The sequence below is a fragment of the Alkalicoccus daliensis genome (assembly GCF_900103955.1).
Taxonomy (GTDB): domain Bacteria; phylum Bacillota; class Bacilli; order Bacillales; family Salisediminibacteriaceae; genus Alkalicoccus; species Alkalicoccus daliensis.
Window position 1 is genome coordinate 97,953 of sequence record NZ_FNIL01000009.1, and the last position, 17,637, is coordinate 115,589.

Annotated in this window: 17 protein-coding genes and 1 riboswitch; of the genes, 12 read left to right on the forward strand and 5 right to left on the reverse strand. The window is 44.2% G+C overall.

Translation table 11 applies throughout. The features are described 5' to 3' along the window. Positions 1-51 precede the first annotated feature (51 nt). Entirely contained in the window at positions 52-726 is a 675-nt protein-coding gene (locus tag BLP92_RS13300; RefSeq protein WP_090843453.1) for an AIM24 family protein, read from the forward strand. A 131-nt stretch (positions 727-857) separates the two neighbouring features. Beyond that, the gene (locus BLP92_RS13305; protein ID WP_139148958.1) at positions 858-1,169 is read left to right on the forward strand and encodes a hypothetical protein; all 312 of its coding nucleotides are present in this window, start codon (positions 858-860) and stop codon (positions 1,167-1,169) included. Between the two features lie 86 nt (positions 1,170-1,255). Here the strand turns inward: BLP92_RS13305 and BLP92_RS13310 are convergent, their stop codons facing one another. Further along, positions 1,256-1,702 (reverse strand): DUF4385 domain-containing protein, encoded by a 447-nt coding sequence (locus BLP92_RS13310; RefSeq protein WP_090843455.1) that lies wholly within the window; start codon positions 1,700-1,702, stop codon positions 1,256-1,258. Between the two features lie 139 nt (positions 1,703-1,841). Between BLP92_RS13310 and BLP92_RS13315 the strand changes: the two genes are divergently transcribed. Then, positions 1,842-2,672 carry a methyltransferase domain-containing protein gene (locus tag BLP92_RS13315; RefSeq protein ID WP_090843456.1) on the forward strand — a complete coding sequence of 277 codons (831 nt, stop codon included), beginning with the start codon at positions 1,842-1,844 and terminating at the stop codon, positions 2,670-2,672. Between the two features lie 626 nt (positions 2,673-3,298). Here the strand turns inward: BLP92_RS13315 and BLP92_RS13320 are convergent. Continuing rightward, positions 3,299-3,781 (reverse strand): glutathione peroxidase, encoded by a 483-nt coding sequence (locus BLP92_RS13320; RefSeq protein WP_090843457.1) that lies wholly within the window; start codon positions 3,779-3,781, stop codon positions 3,299-3,301. Between the two features lie 162 nt (positions 3,782-3,943). Beyond that, positions 3,944-5,119: an NO-inducible flavohemoprotein gene (gene hmpA / locus BLP92_RS13325; protein WP_090843458.1), complete on the reverse strand. Its 1,176-nt coding sequence runs from the start codon at positions 5,117-5,119 to the stop codon at positions 3,944-3,946. 153 nt (positions 5,120-5,272) lie between these two features. Here hmpA and BLP92_RS13330 point away from each other — a divergent pair, with 153 nt between their 5' ends. The 5 genes from BLP92_RS13330 (at position 5,273) to cobT (ending at position 10,729) form a co-directional block, all read left to right on the forward strand. Further along, on the forward strand, positions 5,273-5,704 hold the full coding sequence (locus BLP92_RS13330) for an RrF2 family transcriptional regulator (RefSeq protein ID WP_090843459.1): 432 nt from the start codon (positions 5,273-5,275) through the stop codon (positions 5,702-5,704). A 246-nt stretch (positions 5,705-5,950) separates the two neighbouring features. Continuing rightward, positions 5,951-7,417 (forward strand): potassium/proton antiporter, encoded by a 1,467-nt coding sequence (locus tag BLP92_RS13335; protein ID WP_090843507.1) that lies wholly within the window; start codon positions 5,951-5,953, stop codon positions 7,415-7,417. A 251-nt stretch (positions 7,418-7,668) separates the two neighbouring features. Beyond that, positions 7,669-8,208, forward strand: a complete 540-nt coding sequence (locus BLP92_RS13340; RefSeq protein ID WP_090843460.1) for a cob(I)yrinic acid a,c-diamide adenosyltransferase — start codon at positions 7,669-7,671, stop codon at positions 8,206-8,208. Further along, positions 8,208-9,704 (forward strand): cobyric acid synthase, encoded by a 1,497-nt coding sequence (locus BLP92_RS13345; protein WP_244516852.1) that lies wholly within the window; start codon positions 8,208-8,210, stop codon positions 9,702-9,704. The genes BLP92_RS13340 and BLP92_RS13345 overlap by 1 nt, the downstream gene beginning before the upstream one ends. Then, positions 9,704-10,729 (forward strand): nicotinate-nucleotide--dimethylbenzimidazole phosphoribosyltransferase, encoded by a 1,026-nt coding sequence (cobT, locus tag BLP92_RS13350; protein ID WP_090843461.1) that lies wholly within the window; start codon positions 9,704-9,706, stop codon positions 10,727-10,729. The genes BLP92_RS13345 and cobT overlap by 1 nt, the downstream gene beginning before the upstream one ends. 72 nt (positions 10,730-10,801) lie before the next feature. Here cobT and paiA read toward each other — a convergent pair whose 3' ends face one another. Together paiA and BLP92_RS13365 are read right to left on the reverse strand one after the other, a co-directional pair. Beyond that, positions 10,802-11,320 (reverse strand): spermidine/spermine N(1)-acetyltransferase, encoded by a 519-nt coding sequence (paiA, locus tag BLP92_RS13355; protein ID WP_090843462.1) that lies wholly within the window; start codon positions 11,318-11,320, stop codon positions 10,802-10,804. Positions 11,321-11,941: 621 nt separating this feature from the next. Beyond that, on the reverse strand, positions 11,942-12,394 hold the full coding sequence (locus BLP92_RS13365) for a MarR family winged helix-turn-helix transcriptional regulator (RefSeq protein ID WP_090843464.1): 453 nt from the start codon (positions 12,392-12,394) through the stop codon (positions 11,942-11,944). Positions 12,395-12,643: 249 nt separating this feature from the next. Further along, positions 12,644-12,837: riboswitch (cobalamin riboswitch) on the forward strand. Between the two features lie 150 nt (positions 12,838-12,987). Here BLP92_RS13365 and BLP92_RS13370 point away from each other — a divergent pair. Genes BLP92_RS13370 through cbiB form a run of 4 tightly spaced genes read left to right on the forward strand, consistent with a single transcriptional unit; the run spans position 12,988 to position 17,561 of the window. Continuing rightward, the gene (locus BLP92_RS13370) at positions 12,988-14,097 is read left to right on the forward strand and encodes an ABC transporter substrate-binding protein (protein ID WP_090843465.1); all 1,110 of its coding nucleotides are present in this window, start codon (positions 12,988-12,990) and stop codon (positions 14,095-14,097) included. Further along, positions 14,084-15,130 carry a FecCD family ABC transporter permease gene (locus BLP92_RS13375; protein WP_090843466.1) on the forward strand — a complete coding sequence of 349 codons (1,047 nt, stop codon included), beginning with the start codon at positions 14,084-14,086 and terminating at the stop codon, positions 15,128-15,130. The genes BLP92_RS13370 and BLP92_RS13375 overlap by 14 nt, the downstream gene beginning before the upstream one ends. Then, entirely contained in the window at positions 15,127-16,599 is a 1,473-nt protein-coding gene (locus BLP92_RS13380; RefSeq protein ID WP_090843467.1) for an adenosylcobinamide amidohydrolase, read from the forward strand. The genes BLP92_RS13375 and BLP92_RS13380 overlap by 4 nt, the downstream gene beginning before the upstream one ends. Beyond that, positions 16,596-17,561 carry an adenosylcobinamide-phosphate synthase CbiB gene (cbiB, locus tag BLP92_RS13385; protein WP_210184571.1) on the forward strand — a complete coding sequence of 322 codons (966 nt, stop codon included), beginning with the start codon at positions 16,596-16,598 and terminating at the stop codon, positions 17,559-17,561. The genes BLP92_RS13380 and cbiB overlap by 4 nt, the downstream gene beginning before the upstream one ends. The last annotated feature ends 76 nt before the right edge of the window (positions 17,562-17,637 follow it).

The following is a 17,637-nucleotide window of genomic DNA, read 5'->3' on the forward strand; positions in this document are numbered from 1 at the left end:
AATAAAAATACAATGAAACAATGGTGCACACAGAGAAGGAGGATGACGCAGATGAGCGATTATTCAATCCAGGAATTTCTTGAGAAAACACAGCGGAAAGCAGCGGGCGGAAGTTTCAGCCTGCAGTCTAGCAGAATACTCGAAATAAATCTGGCTGGGCAGATCTGGGCTAAGATGGGGTCCATGATTTCTTATACCGGGGAAATAAAGTTTGAGAGAGAGCGTGCTTTTGAGCATGGGGTCGAAAGAATGTTCAAGAAAACGTTCACCAGTGAAGGTGGAGAATTAATGAAAGCGAACGGCAGGGGAAAGCTGTTTATGGCAGATCAGGGTAAGCAGATTACCATTCTCGATCTCGATCACCGGAAAATTACTGTAAATGGAAATGACCTGCTTGCTTTTGAACCGACGATTAATTGGGATATTCAAATGATGCGGAAAGTAGCGGGAATGATGTCCGGAGGCTTATTTAATATTACGCTGGAAGGAGAAGGGAAGGTGGCCATCACTACTTATTTTGAGCCGCTCACCCTTCTTGTGAAACCGGGGGACCCAGTATACACGGACCCTTCTGCAACGGTCGCATGGTCAGGGCATCTTACGCCGGAATTTCACACAGATATAAACTACCGCACCTTTCTTGGACGCGGCAGCGGCGAATCTATCCAGATGAAATTTGAAGGAGACGGGTTCGTTATTGTTCAGCCGGGGTTTGAAACAGAGTAATGAAACACTTTTCCATCAAAAAATTCTGTATCCTTTTGAGCAGCTCCCTGCTGATATTTGGGGTAAGCTGGTTTTTATTTCTCCATAGGAACCTGCATCCCTACAATGTAGAAATCACAGAACACAGTGAGGTGATGAAAGCAGAGGGGCCGGTGATCTCCGGAGAAATAAGTACAGATCAGACGGAGGCAGAAAACTTGCATCAGCTCGCGGTTGTAGATATGGAAAAGTTTAACTTGGAGCTTCATTTACTATTTTCAGTTATAACACTTTCACTGTTTCTCACTTCCTTATTCCAGTGGAGGGCCTGCAAAAAAATGAAGGAAAATGACAAGAGAAATAAACGAGTGAAACGAATGACAGTGGGTTTACTGTTCTCGTTCTTAATGGCGGTGCTGCAGTACGTCATTGCAGGACACGCACTGAATGGGGTATTTTCCTGAAATTTCTTAGATGAATGTAAGGGGTTGCCTGTGAGGTTTCGAAGTCAGCGCAGTCTGAAATTTATCCATGTAAAAGAACACCAGAATCAGCCGTACTTTTTCTGGTGTTCTTTTTTTAATTTCAAGTAATCTTCATCTTCCCGGATAGTAATCCATTTCTCTTCGAAAATTCTTGCTGACTCTGCTTTTTCTTCGTTTATTTGGCGTTCCTTTATTTCCCCGTTCTTATCGTATTTTTTCCCGCCTTTATAATTTGCATAGCGTCTGGAACGGGTGTAGCCCATCTGGATAAACTTTCTCGCCATATCCATTCCGACAAAATCATTATTTTTCTTATATTCCTGATACAATTCAAAAATTTTATTAGAGGATTCTTCTGCAATATCCGGAGTTTTAAACCGCCAGTGGGGAAGAATTTCACTTTTATAAGGCTCTACCATCAGCACCCCCTGCTCTCCGCGGCCCACTCTGTATTTGTGGGGTTCCTCCCGGAAATCTGTGTTTTCAAAGTCTTCATCGTAATTGAACGGCATATGCGGCCACCTCCTTACCTGCTCAACTATACCCTGCTGAATAAAGGGAAAAACATCCAGATGCAGCTTTAGAAAATGTAGCAATATCCAGCGCTCGCATGAGATAATATTGTTCAGAAGTAAAGGAGAGATATAACCAATGTTGTCCAAACGTGAAAAAAGAGCAGCTTTATTAAAAGATTTAGAATCGTCTTTCCACTGCCCTCAATGTGGAAGCTCACTGGTTTTATTTGAAGCAAAGAGTCTTCGCTGCACCAGGGGACACAGTTTTGACTTAGCGAAGCAGGGACATGTCTATCTGCTGAAAAAGCATAATGTTTCCAACTATACAAAGGACCTGTTTGCTGCCAGATCCAACGTGATTAACAGCGGTATATACGACAATATGCATAATGCAATCGCAGAAGAACTGCCTGATTCTTCTCTCCGTCTACTAGATGCCGGATGTGGAGAGGGATCGCATTTAATTGCTTTAAGGAAAAAAATAAAGTTCAGCGGCATTGGAGCGGATACGGCAAAAGCAGGAATTGAACTCGCTGCAAAGCAGGACGATCAGCTTCTCTGGCTTGTCGCTGATTTAGCCGATAGTCCTTTTCAAGAGCACAGTTTTGACGTTATTCTCAATTTATTTTCTCCGGCAAACTATGAGGAATTTAAAAGAATCAGCAGAAACGGCGGTAAAATTATTAAGGCAGTCCCAGGAAAAGATTATTTGAAGGAAATACGAGAGCTGACAGGGGAAAAAGCTTATGATAATGCAGAAGTGACAGCAGGATTTACACGGGCATTTTCGAATCCCGGCCGTAAAAAACTGACTTACAGCTTTTCTGTGCCGAAAGAGCTGCGCAGAGAAATCCTCCTCATGACGCCGTTATCATGGAAATATAAAGAGAGCGAAGAAATAATGAAAAAAGCGGAGAATCTCAAAGCTATCACGATCGACGTGGAAATTCTTACTGCAGAACTATAAAGCGTCTTTCCATAATAAAGTAAAGAAGTTTGTATATTTATTATCTTTTTATGTATGAGTTCTCCTTCGCCTGCCATGGGGCTCGTCTTCAACTAATTCTTCCAGCGGCAGGCGCGAACGGATTTTCAGATTTCGGTTAAATCCTGATGTCCCTGCCGTACGCTTCGGAGAAAAGACAGGTTTTTATCAGAAAGGCCGTCCGGTTGGCACTTTTTTTCGCTGCTGTAGCCGCAGCGGGCGACTCCTGGGCAAATCAGGACGAGGAAAAGATCCATTTCTTCCGACAGAAGTAGGAAGAAATTAGCGGAGACCGGCCCGCACGGAAAGCGTCCCGGCGAAGGAGAAAGCAGTCTGCTATATATTTATTAATGAAAAACTAGTTTTTCAACAGTCTGTAAAGACATGAGGAGTTCACTATGTGTAAATTAGTTTTTCGTGCTGTTACACTCTTGGTGAATGTTTACTTGTCTCCTGCTAATTTCTATAAAACAGGGCGCGGCTTCCATCGTGCTGCAGCATAGGGAGCTTTTATTGTTTGTCTGTGAAAGACAGACAGCAAAGCAGCCCGCTGTTAATCGTAATTTGCACTTTGAACTTATAATATACAGTTGGTTTGCATATGAATATTATTTGGATAAAAGTTCGTCTAAATCTGCTCGGATTTTGTCCGGAGAAGTCTGCGGAGAATATCTTTTCACCACTTCTCCATTCTGGTCGATGAGAAATTTTGTGAAGTTCCACTTAATATTTGCGCCGATTGTACCTTTTTTCGCAGACTTCAAATGCTGATAAAGAGGATGAGCCTCGGAACCATTCACTTTGATTTTTTTCATTAACGGAAATGTGACGCCAAAGTTCATTTCGCAGGTGGAAGTCATTTCCTCATCTGCTACAGGCTCCTGATTCATAAACTGATTGCTTGGAAATCCAAGCACTTCCAAGCCATCATCTTTATAATCCTGATATAAATTTTCCAGCGCTTTGAACTGAGGAGCTAAACCGCATTTCGTCGCAGTGTTTACGATGATCATCGGCTTTCCCTCATATTTTTGTAAAGGAAGTTCTTCTCCTGCAGCAGTAGTTACCGTATAGTCATGTACATTTGTCATTATGATTGCCCCCTTTAGTATTTATACAGATTATATCTCTATTCGCGAAAACTATCTAAAAATATGATCCAAGCTACGGAAGAGGGGAAAAGAGAGAAAAGAGAAGAAAAACTAAAAAAGACTTTTCCGGGAAGTACTCTTCCCGAAAAAGTCTATCTGCTTTTAGCTTTCAGCGAGTGTCATTGTCGGACCAAAAAATTCATACGAAATATTATCTGCAGGAATGCCAAGTTCCTGTAATTCATTATACATGGCACGCATAAATGCTTCTGGGCCGCAGAGGTAATATTCTCCTTCATCCGGAAGGAAGGCAGCAAGCGTTTCTTTCGTAAGCAGGCCGTGCAGGTCTCCCGCATTAATGTCTTCAGGCTTTTCATAGCTTACGATATGCTTAATGTGATCATCCTGCTGCAGCTGCTGGATTTCCTCTTTCATCCCGTGTACATTTTCATTTCTTACCGCCTGAATAAATGTAATCGGACGGTCCGGCTGTACTTCACGGGCCCGCTTATACATACTGAGCAGCGGTGTAAGACCGACCCCTCCGCTGAGAAGTACGAGCGGTTTGTCCGTTTCCGTAATGGTGAAATCACCAGCCGGCGCGCTCATTGGAATGACATCTCCAACTTCCACCTGATTGTGCAGGTAATTCGATACAATGCCTTGCGGGCTTTCTTCCCGTTTAACGCTGATGCGATAATGCGGCATTCCTGGTGCATCTGAAAGAGAATACTGCCGGATATGCTTATACTTTTCACCGGGAATGGAAGCTTCCACACTTATATACTGCCCGGACTTAAAGCCAGGAAGCTTGGAACCATCTTCCGGGACAAAATAAAATGAAGTAATCTCATCGCTTTCCCGCACTTTTTTATCAACTCTCATATTTTTAAAGCCTTCCCAAGGTGCTTCTTCGTACATTTCTTTTTCTACTTGAATAAATACATCAGCAACAATTTCATATGTTGCGCCCCAGGCTTCAATGATCGGGTCATCCGCTGAAAGATCAAGCTTTTCCTGCATTGCCTTCAGGAGGTATTCACCGACGATAGGATAATGCTCTTCTTTTACACCAATACTGCGGTGCTTGTGCGCAATTTGATGCACTACCGGCAGGATTGCTTCCAGGCGGTCAATATGTACGGCTGCCTGGTAAAGGGAGTAGGCAAGAGCTTTAGGCTGTGCTCCCGTATCCTGGTTTACATGGTTAAATAAATTTAAAAGCTGTGGGTAGTCCTCAAACAAAGTCTTGTAAAAATGAGTTGTTACAGTAACACCGTGTTCTTCAAGTACTGGAATGGTTGCTTTAATAGTACTGATCTGATCTTGAGTAAGCATATTTATTCCCTCCTTATCTCGTTACTTTTATTCAACCATGGAGAAAAATTAAAAGCAATATTTAAAATACATCTTTTAATGAACATAGTGTGAAATGTTACGGGTTTAAAGCGGCATGTGATAAAATAGATGTACAATTTGGAGGGGATGAAGATGCATTTAACTCATTATACGGATTATTCCCTGCGTGTTCTTATGTATATCGCTGTAAAGCCTAAGGAAGAGCTCACACAGATTAAGGAAATATCAGAGGCCTATGACATTTCTAAAAACCATCTGATGAAAGTGGTCTATCAATTAGGAAAATTAGGATATATTGAAACAGTACGGGGAAGAAGCGGCGGGATGCGCCTGCTGAAAAATCCGGATGATATTAATATTGGACAGCTTGTAAGGCAGACAGAAGATAACTTTCATCTGGTAGAGTGTTTTCAAAACCACAATACGTGTCCAATCGCAGGAGCCTGTCGTCTGCAGGGGGTGCTTGGAGAAGCGCTGCGGGCGTATTTAGCTGTTCTGGACCGCTATACACTGTCTGACATGACAGAGAACAGGGAAACTTTGGGCCGGCTGCTGCAAATTTAGCTTTTTAAGAAGACGTCCCCTTCAGTAACTGAAGGGGCTTTTTACTGCTGCGTGTTTTCACTGGTTACTGCAGTCAGTATTCCTGGTTAAAATTGTATAATTCCTGACTTAATAAAGAATTACACTTGATTTGTTCAAAATATATATAAACAGAGAGCCTTGTGAAGCAGGGTCTTTAGAGGACGAATAAAGAAAAACCATGTATAATTATTAATATACTTATGCAGAAAGTAGGAATCATTCTTGATCGATACTTCGCAGATAGACTCGTTTTTATTACTTAGCGCTTTAATCCTGATCAGTGGAGTACTTGCAGCAAAATTTTCCAACAGAATTGGCCTGCCTTCTCTCGTCTTGTTTATTCTCGTAGGAATGATCATCGGGAGCGACGGTTTCGGTGTAATTTATTTTAATGATCCTTCACAGGCACAGATGGTTGGTATATTTGCGCTCGTGATCATTTTATTTGAAGGCGGCCTTCAGACAAAGTTTTCTACCGTGCGGTCTGTAGCACTGCCCTCTCTTTCACTTGCAACATTAGGAGTTCTTCTTACTTCCGGTATTGTCGGGGCAGCAGCTTTTCTTATTTTTGATATTACCTGGATGCAGGCACTGCTTCTCGGGGCCATTGTCGGCTCCACAGATGCAGCAGCAGTTTTTGCCGCGCTCAAAGAACGGAATATTAAAGCGAAAATGGGAGCGACTCTGGAAGCAGAATCGGGTACCAACGACCCGATGGCGGTTTTTTTAACAATCAGCTTTATTGAAATAATCCTTATTCCGGAAACCAGCATATTTTCACTTTTTCCTTCTTTTATATGGCAGATGGGAATGGGGCTCATAATAGGAGTACTTATCGGGAAATTTTCATCCATAGCTATTAATCGGATCAAACTGGATTCAAGTGGTTTATATCCCATATTTTCAGTAGCATTTGCTCTTCTGGCGTACGGAGCTGCCTCTATGATTGGTGCAAGCGGATTTTTAGCAGTGTACGTAGCCGCGCTCGTTATCGGAAACTCCGAACTTACCTATCGATATTCTATTTTTCAGTTCAATGAAGGGTTTGCATGGATGGCCCAGATTTTCATGTTTATCCTGCTCGGGCTGCTTGTCTTTCCTGCAGAATTATTTACATGGAATGTGATGTTCGGCGGTTTCCTTCTCTCCGCAGTGCTGATTTTAGTGGCAAGGCCGATCGCTGTTCTTTTGTCGACGCTTGGGATGGGCTATAAATGGAATGAAAAGCTATTTATTTCCTGGGCGGGCCTCCGCGGCGCCGTGCCGATTATTCTAGCAACATTTCCTATTGTAGCTGGGGTGGAGGATGGTGAGTTTTTCTTTAATGTAGTCTTCTTTATCGTATTAACTTCTGCTTTAGTACAGGGTACGACAATTTCCAAGCTGGCCAAAACGCTTAACTTAATGGGACCGAAAAAAGATACTCCGCATCATTCCATCGAATTGATTTCCATGGGAAAAGCAAACGCAGAAATGGTGCAGTTCCAGGTCGACAGTGATGCAGCAATTGCAGGGCAGAAATTAAAAGATGTTGCTTTTCCGCAGAAAGCAAGCATCAGCGCAATCGTAAGGAATGAAAATTTAATTACTCCTTATGGAGAAACAGAAATTAAGTCGGGAGATTTTCTTTATATTCTTGTTTCTTCAAAATATGAAAAAGAATTGAAAAAGGCACTGGAAGCAAAGCGGTAATTCAGTGCAAAAGCAAATAAAAACTGTTTTATCAGAGGCTGCGGAAAAGGGGGATACTTACTTTTTCCGCAGTCTTTTCTTAACAGCTTTTGTCCTCAGAAGAATGAATACTAAGTGTCGGAGCTACAAAGAATTACTGGAAAGATAAAGAAAATACAAGGAAGAAGGGGAATAGGGAGGAGGCGTTTACTTCATCTCTTTCCTGGATTATACTCAGTTCGGATACCAATATAATTTAGGGAGTGAATTACATGGGAGAATCTCGTGGAATGGTACTGGTACATACAGGGCATGGAAAAGGGAAAACTACTTCTGCACTAGGAACAGCACTGCGAAGTGTAGGCAGAGGCATGAGTGTACATATACTGCAGTTTATTAAATCCCCCGAAAGAACTTACGGAGAGCAGCTGGCATTAAAAAAACTGGGAGTGGAAATGGAGCAGCTTGGAATCGGCTTTACGTGGACAAAAACTCCGGAAGAACACAGAGAAGCTCTGAGGATCGGCTGGCCGAAAGCGAAAGAGGCACTGCTCAGTGGAAAATATGATGTCGTTATCTGGGATGAGCTGAATAATGCACTCTCGATTGATAAGTTCCCAATTGATGACGTTCTGCCGTTAAAGGATGTGGTAGAAACGATTCAAAATAAGCCAAAGCATGTGCATCTTCTTATTACAGGCAGAGATGCCCCGAAAGAAATTAAGGAAGCAGCAGATCTGGTATCTGTCGTAGATGTGGAAAAACATTATTATGATGAAGGCATTCCCGCAATTAAAGGAATTGAATTTTAATGCGTGCGCTCCCTATGATGATTCAAGGGACACAGTCAGATGCCGGAAAAAGTACGATTGCGGCTGCGCTGTGCCGGATATTTTCAGAAGATGGCTGGAAGACAACGCCGTTTAAATCACAGAACATGGCAAATAACTCTTATATCACGCGGGATGGGAAAGAAATTGGACGTGCGCAGGGCGTACAGGCAGAGGCAGCGGGAATAGATGCAGATACAGATATGAATCCTATTCTGATCAAGCCTTCCGGAGAGGCACGTGCGCAGATTGTGGTGCACGGAAAGCCGCTTCGCACGATGGAGGCAGGAGAATACAGGCAGGATTATTATGAAACAGGACTGCAGGTGATTGAAGCTGCCTACCGCCGTCTGGAAAGTACATATGAACGGATTGTGATTGAAGGGGCGGGAAGTCCTGCGGAAATCAATTTAAATGACCGGGAACTTGTAAATATGAAGGTGGCGGAAATCGCCGATGCTCCGGTAATACTGACGGCGGACATTGACCGTGGCGGTGTGTTTGCCAATATCGTAGGGACACTGCAGCTGCTGAATGAAAAAGAGCGCACCCGGATTGTGGGAATCATCATCAATAAATTCCGCGGTGATATTTCTCTCCTGCAGCCTGGGCTGGACTGGCTGGAGGAATACACAGGAAAGCCCGTACTTGGGGTGCTGCCTTTTATCGAGGATCTCGCAATTGAAGAAGAGGATTCCCTGGGGATTGATCGTGTACGCCAGAAAAAAAGCGGCGCAGTCATTGAGATTGCGGTAATCGCTTATCCAAGAGTTTCAAATTATACAGATATAGATCCGTTTTTATACGAACCCGATTGTAACGTAAGGTTTGTCAAAGAGAGAAAAGAATTAGGAAAACCTGACATTATTATCCTTCCAGGCAGTAAATCGACCATCAGCGACTTAATGTATTTAAAGAAAAAAGGATTCGATACAGCGCTTCGTGAAGCAGCGGACGCCAGTTTTATTTTTGGAGTGTGCGGGGGATATCAGATGCTGGGAAAAAAAGTGACGGATCCCGGGCAGGTGGAGTCTTCCGTAAAAGAAATAGAAGGATTAGGGTTCTTTCCAACAATGCAGACAGAAGTAGAAAAAGAAAAAAACACTATCCGCACCTCTGGCTGGTTACAGTGGCAGGGACGTATGCAGGAAGTTTCCGGTTATGAAATACATATGGGGACGACAAAGCATGCAGAGGCCAGCTGGATGAAAAAAGAGAATGGAGAAGCAGAAGGTGCATTGAATCAGAAGGCAGCAGGCACATATATGCATGATGTGTTTCATAATGATAAGTTCCGGCACGCGCTGTTAAATGAGCTGCGCGATATAAAAGGGGTTCCTCCGATTGAAAGGCCCTTTTTTCATGAATTGAGAGAAGCTTCTTTTTCAAAGCTTGCAGATAATTTCCGGGAGCATATTGATATGGAGGCACTGGAAGCTTCCATAACGAATTTCAGACAAAAAGGAGTTGATCTATAATGTGGCAGGAGACAGTTAACCAGATTACTTCAAAAAATGAGCAGGCGGAAAAAGAGATGGGACAATATTTAAATACACTCACGAAACCCCTGGGCAGTTTAGGGAGGCTGGAAAAATTAGCAGTCCAGTTAGCCGGTATCCAAAGTGATATTGATGTTTCATCACCAGCAGTGCTTGTGTTTGCCGGAGATCATAAAGTGACAGATGAAGGGGTTTCCTTATACGGTTCGGAAGTAACGCAGTTAATGGTACATAATTTCGTGAAAGAAGGAGCCGCAATTAATGTACTTGCCCGGCAGATCGGCGCTTCGGTTACAGTGGTCGATGTTGGAGTGGACAGTGAAGCGCTCGAAGGTGCAGTTGCCAGGAAAATAAAACGGGGCAGCGGGAATATTGCGATAGAAAGTGCCATGACGCTAGCCGCAGCGGAAGAAGCAATAGCAACTGGAATTGAAATGGCGCAGGAAGCAGTCAGCAAAGGTGCAAAAATTATTATCCCGGGAGAAATGGGGATTGGAAACACTACACCGAGCAGCGCGCTCCTTGCAAAGTGGACAGGAGAGCTTCCGGAAGCAGTGACAGGCAGCGGCACAGGAGTGGAAGGAGAACAGCTCCTGCTGAAAGCGGAGGTAATAAGAAAGGCAGTAAATCGTTCCGAAGCAGTGAGTCCCCTGGAAGTGCTTGCCGACATCGGGGGACTGGAAATTGCCGCATTGACCGGCGCAATGCTCGGAGCTGCGGAAAAGAAAACACCCGTACTCATTGACGGGTTTATCGCAACAGTAGCGGCGCTGGGAGCTGTGAAACTAGCACCTGCTGCAGGAGATTATTTTATTTTTGGCCACCGTTCTGCGGAAGCAGGACATGAAATTGCGCTGCGGGCGTTAAAAGCAGATCCGCTGCTCGATCTTCAGATGCGTCTCGGCGAAGGAACCGGTGCGGCGGCAGCTTATCCGCTGGTCGCAATGGCGGCCGGTATCGTAAAAGAAATGGCTACCTTTGCAGATTTGGGGATGGACGTGTAATAACAGCTGTTTCAGGACCGGCAGTTAGCAGCATGTAAGGCATGGCTCATACAGCATGCCTTTTTCTTATATTTAAGAAAGTACTTTTGTCATAATGATGTCTGTCTGCTCATCGTCCCCCATATAGAAAGAATGCGCTCCTGTCTGTACAAACCCCATTCTTTCATAGAACGCGATCGCATTTTCATTATTTTCCCATACACCGAGCCAGATTTTTCTTTTATTTTGCGCAGAAGCCATATCTATTGATTGCTGTAATAAATATTTCCCCAGGCCTTTTCTTAAAAATTTAGTCCGGATATAAATTCTTTCAATTTCAAAAGCGTCTTTTCCCATTTCCTCTGATTGGGCTTCTTCCGTATTAATCTTTAAATATCCCGCTGTTTCATTATTGTAATAAACAAAATAGAAGGAAGAGAATTCATTTGCCATTTCACTTTCAAGCTGCTTCAGATTATAAGCTTTTTCCAGGTAAGCCCGCATGTTTTCAGGCGAATTCTGCGCTTCAAAAGTATCTTTAAAAGTTTCAATGCTTATTTCCTGTAATGTTTTAAGATCTTCCTCCGTGCATTTCTTAAATTCTGTCTCCATAAGTCGGCTCCTTTTAATGATTGGTTCTGTTAAAGTTTGATGTTGATATAAGAAAAGTACGCCTGCGGCTCCTTTTTCTGCGCTTGCCGCGGAGAAATCCTTCCGCTATCCCTTCGAAATAAGCAGGGTTCCGCGCAGCCAATCCAAGCAAGACTAAACCGTCTTTCTTGGATTCAAGAGCCCGGCTGGCTTCCCACCTGCTTTACGAGTTCGTCTGCAGTGCGAGACGAACCTTCGATCTTCAAGCTTTCTTTTACCGCAGGCGTCTTGAAAATCGCCTTAGCTCCGTTTTGTTGATAGAAAAGCTTGTAATAGAAACAATCTTTTTCTTTTGTTTCGCAAAGGTAAAAACGAAGCGGAAACCGCGGACGCCTTTTTTAGAGGGAGCATTGCTTTGCTCGACCAACAGTCATCTGCACAAAGAGCATGAAGATGATTTCAAGAGCATTTGGCCGGCTGCGCAGATGCTTCCGGCTGAGAAAGTGCACAAAACCTCTGGAAGAACGAGCTCGGAAGATCCCGCAGCGAAGTGAGGAAGCTGAGGAGCTCGTCCAGGGCAAGCAAGCCGAATGGCAGCGAAGTTTTCTCTTATCAACAATGAGCATTAACAGAGCTTAATGATTAATAGTTTCTTTTATTTCCTTTTTTGACGTACTCCCAGTCTTTTTCAATATTTTTCCGCACCCGTTCCATCAGTTTAAACAGCGTGTCTTTCTCCTCCTCAGTGAAGCCCTGTAACGCAGTTTCGTTCGAATAAAGATTTTCTCGCTTGATCACAGGATAAACGGATTTTCCTTTTTCTGAAGGGAAAAGTTTCTTGATTTTTTTATTGTCCGGAGCATCTCTTTTTTCGATGAATCCGTTCATCTCCAGCTTTTTCACAGCCCGGGCGGCAGTAGTGCGGTCGACTTTAATCATTTCTGCTAACTTTTCCTGAATAATTCCCGGATTTTCGCAAATGCGGACGAGGTATAAGTACTGTCCTTTTGTGAGCTCATACTCCTTGAATTCGATATTGCTGATAGAATCCAATGCCCGGGCAGCCATCCCAAGTTCACGAAGAATTTCTTTCATACCGCCCCTCCTTTTGATGTAAATACAATAAAAATCGTATGTGTATTAATATATTTTATTTTTGTTGTAAATGCAATAAAAAACGGTGTGCTGATTCAAATACTCATAAAAGCCAGGAACTTCTTCTTTTTAAAATTGGAGCAGAAGCACTGAAAATAGCAGAAGAAAACACAATTCATTTCAGCTTCCTTCGGGCAAAGCTTTCTTTTAAGGTGTCAGTGTAATATAATGAAGCTAACAAAAAAACGAAACACTCGTCAGCAGCTAGGTGTCGTTCATTTTATAGATGAGCGATGAAAAGGGAAGCCGGTGAAATTCCGGCACGGGCCCGCCACTGTAAACGCGGAGACGGCACTGAAAGAACCACTGTGATTTTTCACGGGAAGGAAAGTGCCGTTGTGCGATGCGTAAGTCAGGAGACCTGCCTAACTGTTTTTAAACACCTTCGGGAGAAAGGGTTGTTTAAAGTGCAATTACAGGTTTAAAGAGCGAATCCAAAGTTTTCTCGCCTTCCTATGCATTTTAAATCCAACGTGATCCTTTACGAAGGGTGACGTTTTTTTGTGTTTACTTACTCAGGAGGGGCAGAAATCATGAAAAAATATCAAGGACTTATCGTACTATCAACCGCAGTATTGCTTGCTGCATGCGGCAACACAGCAGACAACAATGAAAATAACGCCGGCAATGCAGAAAACAATACGGAAGTAACAGAGAACAATAATGCGGAGGTAAATGAAGAAGAAACGAATGAAGCAGCAGACGAAACAAATGAAGAGATGGAAAACAATGAGGGAGACAACGAAAATAATGAGAGCAATACAGAAGAAAATGCGGGCAATGAAGAAGTGGATGCGGGAGAGTATCCAATTACCGTCACCGATCACGCCGGAAATGAAGTAACAATTGAAGAAGAGCCGGAGTCTATCGTAACAATGCAGCCAAGTGACACAGAAATCTTGTTCGAGCTTGGTGCTGGAGACCGAATCGTAGGCGTTTCAGATTTTGCCAACTATCCGGAAGAAGCTTTGGAAATTGAACAGGTGGGCGGACAGGATATGGACGCTGAAATGATTCTTTCTCTGGAGCCGGACCTTGCGCTTGTTTCGGACTATCACCATAACAATCACGGAGAGATTCTCGATCAGTACCGGGATGCAGGAATCGAAGTGTTTGTAATTGAAAATCCAGCATCCTTCGATGGTGCATTTGAACATATTGAAATGCTTGGAGAAATCACAGGAACAGAAGAGCAGGCAGAGGAAATTGTGTCGGGAATGCAGGCGGAGCTGGATGAATTGAGAGAGCAGTCAGAAGAGATTGATGAAGAAGACCGTAAAACTGTATGGATCGAAGTAGCTCCTTCTCCGGATATTTTTACTACGGGCCAGGGAACTTTCATGCATGAAATGCTTGAAGTAATCGGCGCAGAGAATGCTGCTGCTGATCACGAAGGCTGGGTGAACCTGACAGAAGAAGAAATTGTCACACTGGAGCCTGATACAATTATTACCACGTATGGTTTCTATGTGGATGATCCGGTAGCTGAAGTAACGGAAAGAGAAGGCTGGTCAGATGTACCGGCAGTGGAAAATGAAGATATTCATGATGTTGATAGTGATATGGTTTCCCGCTCCGGTCCAAGACTGGTGGACGGTACGAGATTAATTGCTGAGGCTGTTTATCCGGATGTCTTCCAATAAAATTTGGATATATTATGTAATCAGCCTTTCGCTGTTAATCGGGACAGTGACATTTGGATTGTTTTATTCCAGTGTCACTGTCCCTATTAGCCATATTATTCATATTGTGCTGGAAAGAAGCTTTAATATCACCACGGCGGCAGAGGTGCCTAATAATGAATTTTCTATTATCTGGGAAATCAGGCTGCCGCGGGTACTGCTGGGCCTATGTGTAGGTGCTTCGCTTGCTCTTGCAGGCGCCGCCTTTCAGGGACTGCTGCGCAACCCGCTGGCTGATCCTTACACCATTGGTGTTTCTTCCGGTGCAGCATTAGGGGCTGTATTCGTTATTTTCTTTCAAATTACCATTGCAGGTCTTGGGGCGTTCACGCTTCCAGCGGTTTCCATCATCTGTGGATTTATTACTTTAATGATCGTCTTTGGCCTGGTGAGAATAAGCAGCCGCAGCATGGCCATTGAAACGATTATACTTGCTGGAATTATTGTCAGTGCCTTTATTGGTTCTATTATTTCTTTAATCATTTCGCTCGGAGATCAAAATGAAATGACGCAGATTATTTACTGGCTGTACGGCAGTGTAGGTATGAGGGGCTGGAGCTATGTGCAGCTGATTATTCCATTTATGTTGATCGGTGCTGTACTTCTCGTTACACGCTACAGAGAACTGAATGCGCTGGCACTGGGAGAGGAAGCAGCCGGTCATATCGGTGTCAATGTGCAGCGCGGCAAGGTAATTATTTTGACCGGAGCATCCCTTCTGACTGGGGCTGCCGTTGCTGTCTCGGGTACAATTGGGTTCGTCGGCCTGGTAATACCGCACCTGGTGCGTATGGTTACAGGACCGGATCACAAGCATGTACTTCCATTATCGATGATTATCGGAGGTGCCTTCCTTATTTCTGCAGACATATTTGCCCGGACGATCATTGCACCGAAGGAACTGCCGATTGGTGTAATTACCGCGCTGATAGGAGCGCCTATTTTTGCAGTACTGCTAATACGAAATCGACTAGGAAAGGGGAAAGCGGTGTGATAGAAATCAAAGGCTTGAGCGGCGGCTATGAAAAACTGCCGGTGATCCAGCAACTGAATGTCAAGGTGAATACCGGAGAATTTTTTGGGCTGCTCGGACCGAACGGCAGTGGAAAAACGACGCTGTTCAAGCTGATGAGCGGAGTCCTCCCGGCGAAAGAAGGAACAGTCACACTTCATGGGAAATCCCTGCTGAATATGAATTCTTTTACTCGTGCCCGACATATAGCCGTGCTTGCCCAGGAAACAAACATCTCTTTTGATTTCACGGTAGAAGAGATTGTGCAGCTTGGAAGATACGCGTTTCAAAAAGGAATTTTTAAAACGCTGTCCAAGTATGATAAACAGCTGATGGAAGAAGTAATGGAGATCACAGATGTAGTAAAGTACCGCCATAAACCATTTTTAAATTTAAGCGGCGGGGAAAAGCAGAGGGTCCTGCTTGCGAAAGCGCTGGTACAGGAACCGGAAGTACTGCTGCTTGATGAACCTACCAATCATCTGGATATTAAGCATACGTTTGAAATTCTCGATCTGCTGAAGCGCTGGCAGGAAGAGCGGCAGCTGACTATTTTTGCGATACTCCATGATTTAAATATAGCTGCATTATATTGTGACCGGGTCGGTCTTCTGCATCAGGGAGCACTGGAGGAAGTAGGTACCGTGGATGTACTTCGCAAAAGAAAAAAACTCGCCGAAATTTACGGCGTGGAAACCTGGACACAGCCACATCCAACACTTGCCCGCCCGCAGCTCCTGATGAATCCTCATAAGAAGAAAGAACAGCCGGTTTCCCTGCTGGAGGCTTATCAGCTGAAGCAGAATGAAGAGGTGATCCGGCTTTCTTTCCCCAAGCCGCTGCGTACTATTTCCAATGGAGTGGCAGGCGAAGGAATCCAATGGATTAAGCATTTTGCCAATTTTCATGTAGACAAAAATTATGACTGTGAGACGCCGCAGCTGGATGTTGAAAGCTGGCTGCAGGCACTTGAACTTCCGGTAGAGCAATCGATCGGTATGATGACTGCAGTAAAGGTAGAGAACGCAGTTATTAAAAAAGAAGTACTGAATGGCATTGCGATTCTCGTGGTAGTTACAGCTGGCACAGGAAACGCGGTAGATATTACGCATAGAGAAACAGAGATAAGAAATGAAAAAATAGGCACCATTAATACATTGGTATTTGCAGATGTTCATTTAACAGACGGTGGGCTTGTAAACGCATGTATGTCGGCGACAGAAGCAAAGGTAAAGGCATTGCATGACAACGAAATTACAGATGGACTCAGCGGCACGCCTGCAACAAGTACTTCTACAGACAGCCTGGTGATCGCGGCGACACAGCAGGGGGAACGCACTCCCTATGCTGGATCAGGTACATTTATCGGCAGAGGAATTGGATATATGGTGTATGAGGCGACGTCAGAAGCACTGCAGATTGATAAGCGCTGGAAGGAAGCCCACTCGTGATAGTTATTTACACGACGGGCTTTTTGCTCGTTTCCTCGTTTATTGTTGATTGGCTGATTGGGGATCCTAAACGTCTTCCGCATCCAGTCGTCGGATTTGGAAGATTGATCACTTACTTTACGCGCAGATGGAATAAAGGATCTGCCTCGCAGAGAAAAGCCAGAGGGATTCTTCTTGTATTCACCATCGTGTTAACTGCCTGGATCATCACGTGGGGGATAATTGCTTTTCTTACCTGGATTCATCCGCTGGCAGGACTTGCAGCAAGTATCTGGCTGACTGCTTCAACGATTGCCTGCAAAGGTCTGAAAGAGGCTGCAGCAGCGGTTCTCCAACCTTTAAAAAGGGGAAATATAGTTGAAGCAAGAAGGGCGCTTTCCATGATAGTAGGGAGAGATACGGAAAAACTCGATGAATCAGAGATCGTTCGAGGCACTGTTGAGACGGTGGCAGAAAATACGGTGGATGGAGTTACTGCACCTCTCTTCTGGGCGCTGCTCGGCGGCGCACCGCTTGCCATGGCGTACCGTGCTGTAAATACACTCGACTCCATGGTAGGTTATAAAAATGCCGAATACAGTTCGTTCGGCTGGGCTTCAGCAAAATTCGATGATCTTGTAAACTGGCTTCCGGCGAGATTTACTTCCGTTACCATCTGGCTTGCTTCTTTATTTATACCTGGATCGAAAAGAAAAGAAGGAATAAAGGTTACACTCCGCGATGCAAAAAAGCACCCAAGCCCGAACAGCGGCTGGAGCGAAGCGCTTATCGCAGGGTTACTTGGAGTGAAGCTGGGAGGAGTTAACTACTATCAGGGAGAAGTATCTAATAGAGCAGAAATGGGCATCGGCAGAAGACCGCTCGTACCGGAAGATATTGAGCGCGCGATTCTTTATTTATATGGCGGTTCTCTTATCTTTGTCATTGTAACTGCAGCTTTTGCCTTCCTGGCAGGGTGGTAAATTTCTGCCGATAAAACCCGGGACTGCAGCTGCTGTGTTCATCGCAGCCACGCATGAAGCAAAAATAACCACTCAT

Coding starts and splice junctions, on each gene's coding strand:
- BLP92_RS13300 (WP_090843453.1), top strand. CDS start 52: ATGAGCGATTATTCAATCCAGGAATTTCTTGAGAAAACACAGCGGAAA.
- BLP92_RS13310 (WP_090843455.1), bottom strand. CDS start 1,702: ATGCCGTTCAATTACGATGAAGACTTTGAAAACACAGATTTCCGGGAG.
- BLP92_RS13315 (WP_090843456.1), top strand. CDS start 1,842: ATGTTGTCCAAACGTGAAAAAAGAGCAGCTTTATTAAAAGATTTAGAA.
- BLP92_RS13320 (WP_090843457.1), bottom strand. CDS start 3,781: ATGACAAATGTACATGACTATACGGTAACTACTGCTGCAGGAGAAGAA.
- hmpA (WP_090843458.1), bottom strand. CDS start 5,119: ATGCTTACTCAAGATCAGATCAGTACTATTAAAGCAACCATTCCAGTA.
- BLP92_RS13330 (WP_090843459.1), top strand. CDS start 5,273: ATGCATTTAACTCATTATACGGATTATTCCCTGCGTGTTCTTATGTAT.
- BLP92_RS13340 (WP_090843460.1), top strand. CDS start 7,669: ATGGGAGAATCTCGTGGAATGGTACTGGTACATACAGGGCATGGAAAA.
- BLP92_RS13345 (WP_244516852.1), top strand. CDS start 8,208: ATGCGTGCGCTCCCTATGATGATTCAAGGGACACAGTCAGATGCCGGA.
- cobT (WP_090843461.1), top strand. CDS start 9,704: ATGTGGCAGGAGACAGTTAACCAGATTACTTCAAAAAATGAGCAGGCG.
- paiA (WP_090843462.1), bottom strand. CDS start 11,320: ATGGAGACAGAATTTAAGAAATGCACGGAGGAAGATCTTAAAACATTA.
- BLP92_RS13365 (WP_090843464.1), bottom strand. CDS start 12,394: ATGAAAGAAATTCTTCGTGAACTTGGGATGGCTGCCCGGGCATTGGAT.
- BLP92_RS13370 (WP_090843465.1), top strand. CDS start 12,988: ATGAAAAAATATCAAGGACTTATCGTACTATCAACCGCAGTATTGCTT.
- BLP92_RS13375 (WP_090843466.1), top strand. CDS start 14,084: ATGTCTTCCAATAAAATTTGGATATATTATGTAATCAGCCTTTCGCTG.